The sequence below is a fragment of the Salinibacter grassmerensis genome (assembly GCF_947077765.1).
In the GTDB taxonomy this organism is placed as follows: Bacteria; Bacteroidota; Rhodothermia; order Rhodothermales; family Salinibacteraceae; genus Salinibacter; species Salinibacter grassmerensis.
On sequence record NZ_CAMTTF010000008.1, the window covers coordinates 110,199 to 118,855 of the forward strand.

Below are 8,657 nucleotides of genomic sequence, written 5' to 3' on the forward strand. Positions count from 1 at the left end.
AACTACGGCGCCGACGGAACGAGCCGGGTCGTGTTTGTGACCGAGGCCCGCTGAACCGAGGCGGGGGGCGGACGGTCGTGGGATCGAAGGGACCGGGCGAAGAAGCCCGAGGGGTCAAAGCGCAGGCGTCGCACCGTGAGATCGCCGCGGGGGCCCTGCATCCAGCCGTCCCAGTGCGTCGGGGCGGGCCCAAGGGGGAGCGGGTCGGTCCGCGCCGCGCCGCCCGACAGGCTGGAGGCGTGTCCCCGGCCGGGGCGGTTTAGCGGCGCAAACCGCGTGCTGCTCAGGTCAGACAGGTCTTCCGTGACGAGGCTGTCGGCCGCCCACACGGGAAAGAAGCGACGCCCCGGGACGGCGCGCTCCCACCGCCACCGCCGCACGTCGGTGCCGTAGCGACGAGTGAGCGAGTCGACGGCTGTGCGAAATGCCCGGCGTCGGCGCGGCCCCGCGAAAAAGGCTGAATCGGCCGGGGTCGGGCGGCGGCCAATCTCGCGTTGATAGGCGCGCAGCCACTCCTCAAACACAACCGCCCCGATACTGGCCGGGTCGTAGACGGCATCCCAGTTGCGCAGGTACGAGCGGGCGTCGACGGTCGTGGAGTCGGGATCGTCGAGCGAAGCCAAGTCGGGCACGAGGGCCGGAAGGAGGGCGGCCGCCCAGGTGCTCGAGTCGCTCGTGCTCCACCGAGCCGGGGCAACGGGGCCCGTTCGGGCCTGTGCCCGGAGCCCGTCGGCCTGGTGGGCGGCCCAGTCGGACCGACCGACAAGGATGGAGGTGGGGCCGCGATCGACCACGGGCGGCTGGCCCTCAACCGTCCAGGCGCCCGCCGAGTCCACCCGCAGCCCTTCTCCCGCCACGAGATGGAAGTCGGAAGGCGTAGCGTCACGCTCCGCACTCAAGTTGGCCGTGGTGAGCCACCGTGAAAGATCGGTCCGGGCACGGAGGCCAGACCACTCCAATACCCAGGCCGAATCGGGGCGCATCGTGCCGACGCGAACCCCGTTTCCGTACCGCCGAATCTCGACCAACTGCTCATCCCCCTGGGACGGCGCGATACGTTCGTGGCGGACGCGGGCTTCTGTGGAGTCGACGTTGACGGGGGCAAGCTCAGCATCGCTGTGGAGCAGGTAGGTCCATCGTTGGCCCTCCGCGCGGCCGGTGGGAAAGAGTGGAGCGCCCGGGAGGGAGGCCGTGACTGTAGGGGGGGCGCCGGGGCGCCGGATGGCGACCTCCTGCACCACCGGATCGGCCGTGGCCCCCAGTACGTGCTTAGCAAAGAGCGCCGTCTGGGTTGTGTCGCCCGACCCGCGTGCGGCCCACGCTACACTGCGCGAGCGTCCATGCAGGCGGAGCCAGCGCCGGAGCTGACGATCGGCGGTGCGAAAGTTGGCGAGGCCGGAGCCAGAGAGGGCGCTCTTCGGAGTGGGGGCGGTGCTCGTCCAGGCCACCAGCCGTTCGATGGCCAACGAGTGCCAAGGAGCCCAGCGCTCGGGGGTGAGGTTAAAGCGCAGAAATGGGCCCCGCTGGTGCACGCGGTCGGACTGGAGGGCTGCGTTCAGGCCGCGGGCGTATGCCTGAAGGCGCTCTTGAGTCGTGGCGTCGAGCCGATCGTACGCCCGGCGCGCATGGTGCGCGAAGCCGAGCCGACGCGCGTGTCGGTCGATGGACACGAGGTCGCCGCCGAACGCAGTGGAGAGTGTGCCGAGGGCCGTGTACCGCCACACCGTCAGGGTCCAGGCCCGTTTCATGCCGTGCACGTAGCCCAGCGCCGTGAGCGCGTCGGCGGCGTCGGTGGCCTCAATCGTTGCGGTGTGCCGGCTCGTCCAGCCGACCGTCGTGGTGTCGCGGAGGCCGTCGATTGAGTGCTCGGCTGGAGGGGCGGTGACAGGCCCGCTGAGGGTCCACCACAGGACGACCCCGGCGGCAGCAGCCAGGACCCCCGTCAGCCCAAGGTAGAGGCGTCGGGACACGATCTTGGAGAATGGGAAGTGGAAACGAGCAGCGGGCCCTACGATCGAGTGTCATTGAGCCACTGCACAAAGGCATCCAGGGACTTCGCGTTGAGACACTGGTCGGGCGTCAGCCAGCCCTTCCGCCCCACAGCCACGCCCCACTTCACGTAGTCGAGCTCCGAGGTCGCGTGGGCATCCGGGTTGATTGAGATCAGAACCCCCTGATCGGTGGCGTGTCGAACCCACCGCCAGTCGAGGTCGAGCCGGTGTGGGTTGGCGTTCAACTCCAGCGCCACGTTGTGCTCGGCGCACGCCTCGATCACACGTTCGTGGTCGATGGGGTAGCCCTCCCGGCCGAGGAGGAGGCGGCCTGTCGGGTGGCCGAGGATGCGGGTGTGCGGGTTGCCGACGGCCCGGACAAGGCGCTCGGTGGCCTCCTCCTCCGTCATGCTGAAGCCAGTGTGGACGCTTCCCACCACGAAATCGAAGGCCTCGAGGATCTGTTGTTCGTAGTCGAGTGACCCGTCTCGAAGAATGTCGCTCTCGATGCCGTGGAAAATGCGGAAGGGCGTCTCGTCGTCCGCAAGTTCGTCGTTCAGCCGGCCCACCGCGTCGCGTTGGTCGCGGACCTCCTCGGGCGACAGGCCGTCGGCAATGCGGAGCGACTGGCTGTGGTCGCAAATGCCAAAGTACGAGTAGCCGCGGTCCCGCGCCGCTACCGCCATCTCGCGGAGCGTGTGTGCGCCGTCGCTGTAGGTCGAGTGGTTGTGGAGACAGCCGTCGAGGGCCTCCGTCGTGAGAAGCTCCGGCAGGTCGTCGCCGGCCGCCGCCTGCACTTCCCCGTGGCCTTCGCGGAGGGCCGGCGGCACGAACGCCACTCCGGCGGCCTGGTAGAGGGCCTTCTCGTCGGTGTGTTTGGCCGGGGAGCTGGCGTGTTCGGTCAGCGCAGCGCAGTGATCGGGGGTTCCGGTGGTGCGCCACCAGGCCGTTCCAAATTCGTCCGATGACGTGAGGTGTACTGCGACGGGCAGTCCCTCGTCCAGGTGGCCCGTCACCACCGCGTCCTCGGAGGTAGCGTCATCGAGGTGTGGGTCGAGCCAGTCTGTAACCGACGGTGCGGTGTCCGTGGACACGAGGACATCGGCCCGCTCCACGGTTTCGGTGCGGCGCCGAAGGGCACCGGTGGGTTCGGCCCGGTCGACTGCGTCGAGAGCGCGGAGCGACTGAAGAAAGGAGTGGGTTGCCGTCCAGGCGTCGGCGAGACGCCACTGCGCTTCATAGCGCCGGAGCTGGCGCACGTTCTCCAGAATGTTCTGTTGTGTCTTGGCGCCGAAGCCGTCGAGGCTCGCGATGCGGTCGGTCTCCGCGGCGTGCTCGAGCTCATCGAGCGATTCAATATTGAGCTCCGTCCAGAGCCGGCGGGTTCGTTTCGTCCCGAGTCCGTTCACCTGCAAGACGTCCATGAGACCCGGGGGAACGGCACTTCGCAGTTCGTCCCGGAGGGTGAATGAGCCCCCGTGGACAACCTCGGCGATGTGGTCGGCCATTCCATCCCCAATCCCCGATACCTCGACGAGGGTGTCGTCCCGGAGACAGTCGGCGGCGGGGGCATCAAGGTCCTGCAGCGACCGGGCGGCCCGAGAGAAGGCCCGGGCCCGGTGCGGGTTCCCGCCCGTGAGTTCGAGTAGGTCGGCCGTTTCCTGCAAAATCTGGGCAACCTCGTCGTTGCTCATGGGCGTATGTGGCTCGGAGAGAGATAGCGCTGAAAAGAACACTTCCGCAACATGCCGGCCCGCCGAATTGATTCCAGTACGGACCTGAAAGAGTCATGAGGTACGGACCGGTGCAGTTGGGCCGAGGTCGTGGGACTGCTGAAGAATTGTTGATGGTATGTTTACGGCAGGCATATGGGGAAGTGTGGAGGAACCCTGGACGGTCGGGTCATTTGGGGATCAGCGGACTTTGCCGGGCGCTCCAAAGCAAGACGTGTGCTATCGATAACCCTGCTTGGGTGTATTCTTCCCGCGCCGTTCACAGAAAGCGAATGCGAAAACCCCGAGTACGAATGAATTCGACAATTCCGTCTTTTGACAACCTCTTCTGGGCTGTGTATACTAGGTAATTGTGAAGCAGAGCCTACGGATCTGCTTGCGCGTGCACGGCCATTTTGTTTGTGTGAGACTGTTTCTGCGGACCTTCCACCTGCTGGCACGTAGCGCTGAGGGCCGTTCCGGCTGGCCCAACTGGGCTTGACCCCAGTCTCGTACCCCCTCACCCCTGAATTTCACCCTCCAATAGACTCGACTGAGCACTAGCCACTTATGGTCATCCTGGACAAGCTGTCGGTTCACCTTCTGCTCCTGTTGCCCCAACAGTCCGGTGGAAGCGGTGCCATCAACGCCCTCGTTGAACGCTTCAACGAGGGGGGCGAGTGGATGTGGCCCGTTCTCATTTGCCTTATTATTGGGCTCGCGATCTCATTTGAGCGCATCATTTCGCTGAACCGTGCCGACATCAACACGCAGGCGTTCCTGCAGCGCGTGAAGGAGGCCCTTGATGAGGGCGGAATTCCGGCGGCTGAGGAGGAGTGCGCCAGCACGCGAGGCCCCGTCGCGTCTGTCTTCCAGGCTGGACTGCTCCGGGCCGACGAGGGCATCGACGCTGTAGAGGAGGCGGTCGTCTCCTACGGGTCCATCGAGATGAGCTTCCTCGAGCGGGGACTCGTTTGGCTTTCGCTCTTCATTAGCGTTGCCCCGATGCTCGGCTTCCTCGGAACCGTCATCGGAATGATCGAAGCCTTCGACTCGATCGAGCAGGCCGGAGACATTTCCCCGCGGCTGGTGGCCGGAGGAATCAAGATTGCTCTCCTGACGACCGCCTTCGGGCTTATCGTGGCGGTCATCCTGCAGTTCTTCTACAACTACGCCGTGTCGAAGATCGACCGGCTGGTGGCCGAGATGGAAGACGCCTCCATCGAACTGGTCGACGCACTCGTGGCCCTGGAGCGGGGCGAGTCCGCCACGGCTGAGAAGTCAATTCCGGAGAGTGTTGGCGAACGAGAAGAGTAGGGAAGCGGGTGGGTCCCTGCGCGCCGCCGGACTGGGGGGCGCAGGGGGGCGCTTCCCCGGTCCTCTTCTCTCTTTTTCCGACGATAGACTGACACCCCCTTTATGAGTCAGAATGCCATTCTTCCCATTGCCATCTGGGCGGCCATTGCCCTTGCCGGGCTCAGCCTGTTGGGAATGGGCATCTTCGGCCTCCGTAGCCTCGTGTACGGCAAGGTGCAGCCCCTCAGCATCGCCATCATCGCGATTCCTGGGGTCCTGATTGCGATCCTCGGGTCTACGATGGAGACGTGGGTCCAGGCGGGCATATACACCCTTGTCGCCATGTTTGCCTTGGCTGCCTTGAGCCTCTTGTTAACGGGCCTACGCAAGCTTTTCATGATGTAGCCGTCCCGTCCTCGACAACGCACTGAATTGTCCACCGGTAGTGACCTCAAATTATGCCTGGACTGCTGGAGAAGCGGCGCAGCGACCGAGAAGAAGCGTCAATCCCGACCGCGGGAATGGCGGACATTGCCTTCCTGCTCCTCATTTTCTTCCTGGTGACCACGACGATTAACGTCGACACCGGAATCGGCATGACCCTGCCGCCGAAGCTGAAACCAGAGCAGGAGCCTCCTCCGGTGAAGGAGCGCAACCTTATGAACGTGCTGGTCAACGCCTCGGGGGACGTGCTGGTCGACGAAGAGCGGGCCCGGGTGTCCGAGATCCGTGACCGCGTCAAGACCCACGTGCTGAACTACGGACAAGACGCGAGCCTGTCCGTAAGCCCGGACGACGCGGTGATCTCGATCAAGACCGACGCCGCGACGCCCTACAACACGTATATCGAGGTTCTAGATGAGGTGTGGATGTCGTACCGCGAGATCTGGGACCAAATTGCCCGGACCAACCGGCTTCCGGGCCCGGACGGCGGATCGGCGGGACTCGAGCAGACCTATTCCAGCTACCGGGAATACTACAACCAGCTCGGTCCGGACGAGGATAACCAGATTCGGGACACCTTTGGTGCTCAAATTTCGATTGCCGAGCCCGACTCCGGCGAGTAGGAGCCTTGCCTCCTGCACGAGGGCTTCCGACTACACGTTTTTGCTCACTGATACCTCCTTCTCATGGCGTCGCAGAAGTTTCAACGGGGAAGTTCAAGCACGGAGCCGGAGTTTACGACCGCTTCGCTCCCGGACATCGTCTTCATGCTGCTGATCTTCTTTATGGTGGCGACGGTGCTTCGAGAGACGGACATCAAGGTCCGTACACAACTTCCGCAGGCGGAAGCCTTGACGAAGATCGACCAGAAGCGGCTCATCTCGAAGGTGCACATTGGCCCGCTCAAGCGGGGCGAAAATCAGGGCGACACCGCGATCCAGATCGACGATGCCCTTATTGAGAACCGCCGCACCATCCGACAGATTATGTACAACAAGCTGCAGGAGCAGCCGCAGCTGATTGTGTCGCTCAAGGTCGACCAGGAGTCCGAGATGGAGATTATCAATGAGGTGCAGCAGGAACTCCGCGAGGCGAATGCCCTCCGTATCAATTACTCGTCCAATCGCGAGGGGCCTCCTCCGTCCTGATGATTCGCGCCCTCGATCCAAAAAGCTCTGCCTCCCGGCAGGGCTTTTTTGTTTGCCCCGGCCTGTCTTTGGCGGCTTCTTCGCTGAGGAGCGCAGGGCGACTAGACCCACGTACGCTTTTCCCACTGACCCCCAACCACACCACCATCTATGGCCCATCAACTCACCCTGCTCCCCGGCGACGGCATCGGCCCCGAAGTTACCGAGGCGACCCTCCAAGTCATTGAGGCCGCCGGTGTCGACATCGACTGGGACCGGCACCGCGTCATTGGAGCGAATGCGGTCGAGCGGGGACGCCCCGCACTGCCGCCCGACATCGTCGACTCCATTCAAGAGCACGGTGCCGCCCTCAAAGGCCCCGTGACGACGCCGGTGGGACAGGGGTTTACGAGCGTGAACGTCCAGCTCCGCCAGCGCCTGGATCTGTATTCGAACGTCCGGCCCGCCACGAGCCTGGAGGGCCTGGACACGCCCTTCGACGATGTTGACCTGATTATCTTCCGCGAAAACACGGAGGGCCTCTACTCCGGTATTGAGTACTACGACGAGCGGCTCGACATTGCGGACTCGATTGCCCGGGTGACCAAGCGCGGGGCCGAACGCATCATCCGGTTCTGCTTCGAGTACGCCCAGGCCCACGGCCGCGAGCACGTGACGCTCGCCCACAAGGCCAATATCCTTAAGAAAACCTCGGGCCTCTTCCTGGACATCGGCCGGGACATAGCGGCGGAGTACCCGGACATTGAGTTCCAGGACAGCATCATCGACAACCTGTGCATGCAGCTCGTCACCAACCCGGAGAACTACGACTGCATCGTGTCGACGAATCTCTTCGGCGACATTCTAAGTGACCTGACGGCCGGACTCGTCGGGGGGCTGGGCGTGACGCCCGGGGCAAATATTGGGGACGACCTGGCGGTCTTCGAGGCGGTCCACGGGAGCGCGCCGGACATTGCGGGCCAGAACGTGGCAAACCCCACGGCGATGACCCGGACGGCCGCGATGATGCTCCAGCACATTGGAGAGGACGAAGCGGCCACGGCGATCGAACAGTCCCTCTTTGCCATGTACCGGGATGGCGATACGCTGACGCAGGATGTGGGTGGGGACGCCTCGACATCCGAGTTTGCGGATGTCCTCTCGGACCGAGTGGCGAGTAAAGTTGAAGCGTAACTGATTGCCGACCTGATCTACATGATCCAACGCATCCAGACCGTCTACCTGCTTCTTGGCGTCCTCGCACTGGCGGCCATGGGCCTGTTCGAGGTGCCCTGGAGCGACCCCGCTGCACAGCGGTACGCCTGGTTTGTCCCGTCGGTCATCGGGCTGCTCGTGGGCACCGCCGGAACTGCGCTGGGGGCCATTTTCCTCTATGAGCGGCGAAAGACGCAGCGAACGGTCGTGTATGGGCTACAGTTGCTCACCCTCGCGCTTGCAGGGGTGCTGTACGGCGGGCTGTACACGACCGGCACCCTCACGTTCACCGATCCGACGGGCATTTTGTGGAGCCGCACGATCGTGCTGCTTCTTCCCATCATCGCGTATGCCCTGTTCCGGCTGGCGCGCCGGGGGATCGAGAACGACATTGAATTGGTGGAGTCGATGGACCGGATCCGGTAGCTGCGGCATCTCCACGCCCCCCTCATGTCCGATTGGCCTCGCCGGATCTACGTCGTCCTGAGCCTCGGCGTCCTCAGCTTTGCCTTTGCGCCTATTCTGGTGCGATGGGCGGGCGACGTGCCGGGCCTGGCAATCGCGGTGTGGCGGACCGTAACGGCGGCGGCCGTGCTGATTCCGGTCGCGGCGGTCCAGGCCGGGACAGAACTCCGGCGCCTGACGCGTCGAGACGTGACGCTGACGGGGGTGGCCGGCGTCTTTCTGGGACTGCACTTCATCGCCTGGATTGAGTCGCTGTACCACACGACGGTGGCCAGCGCGTCGGTGTTGGTTACCACGAGCCCCATCATCCTGGCCGCTCTCGGCTATGTATTTCTGGGGGAGCGACTGCGCCGCGGGACCGTCCTTGCCATCGGAATTGCGGTCGGGGGGGCGGGGCTGATCGGGTG

Annotated in this window: 9 protein-coding genes; 7 read left to right on the plus strand and 2 right to left on the minus strand. The window is 64.4% G+C overall.

The annotated features are described in order from the left end of the window. Window positions 1-2 precede the first annotated feature (2 nt). Complete coding sequence (locus OJB03_RS14215; RefSeq protein ID WP_263788613.1) at window positions 3-1,970, minus strand: penicillin acylase family protein; 1,968 nt, start codon at window positions 1,968-1,970, stop codon at window positions 3-5. A 38-nt stretch (window positions 1,971-2,008) separates the two neighbouring features. After that, window positions 2,009-3,685 carry a helix-hairpin-helix domain-containing protein gene (locus tag OJB03_RS14220; protein ID WP_263788615.1) on the minus strand — a complete coding sequence of 559 codons (1,677 nt, stop codon included), beginning with the start codon at window positions 3,683-3,685 and terminating at the stop codon, window positions 2,009-2,011. Between the two features lie 588 nt (window positions 3,686-4,273). On the opposite strand from OJB03_RS14220, the gene OJB03_RS14225 reads away from it, so the two are divergent. From OJB03_RS14225 to OJB03_RS14255, 7 genes are all read left to right on the plus strand, one after another. Beyond that, window positions 4,274-5,020, plus strand: coding sequence for a MotA/TolQ/ExbB proton channel family protein (locus OJB03_RS14225; RefSeq protein ID WP_013062145.1), 747 nt, complete (start codon window positions 4,274-4,276; stop codon window positions 5,018-5,020). A 102-nt stretch (window positions 5,021-5,122) separates the two neighbouring features. Continuing rightward, a complete protein-coding gene (locus OJB03_RS14230) occupies window positions 5,123-5,404 on the plus strand; it encodes a hypothetical protein (protein ID WP_263788616.1) in 282 nt (93 codons plus the stop codon). 53 nt (window positions 5,405-5,457) lie between these two features. Further along, window positions 5,458-6,066, plus strand: a complete 609-nt coding sequence (locus OJB03_RS14235) for an ExbD/TolR family protein (protein ID WP_263788617.1) — start codon at window positions 5,458-5,460, stop codon at window positions 6,064-6,066. A gap of 63 nt (window positions 6,067-6,129) precedes the next feature. Beyond that, window positions 6,130-6,591 carry an ExbD/TolR family protein gene (locus OJB03_RS14240; protein ID WP_263788618.1) on the plus strand — a complete coding sequence of 154 codons (462 nt, stop codon included), beginning with the start codon at window positions 6,130-6,132 and terminating at the stop codon, window positions 6,589-6,591. A 150-nt stretch (window positions 6,592-6,741) separates the two neighbouring features. Then, entirely contained in the window at window positions 6,742-7,764 is a 1,023-nt protein-coding gene (locus tag OJB03_RS14245; protein ID WP_263788619.1) for an isocitrate/isopropylmalate dehydrogenase family protein, read from the plus strand. Between the two features lie 21 nt (window positions 7,765-7,785). Next, window positions 7,786-8,211, plus strand: a complete 426-nt coding sequence (locus OJB03_RS14250; protein WP_263788620.1) for a DUF4293 domain-containing protein — start codon at window positions 7,786-7,788, stop codon at window positions 8,209-8,211. 24 nt (window positions 8,212-8,235) lie between these two features. After that, window positions 8,236-8,657, plus strand: a 422-nt coding sequence (locus tag OJB03_RS14255) for a DMT family transporter (protein WP_263788622.1), incomplete at its 3' end; no start/stop codon positions are given.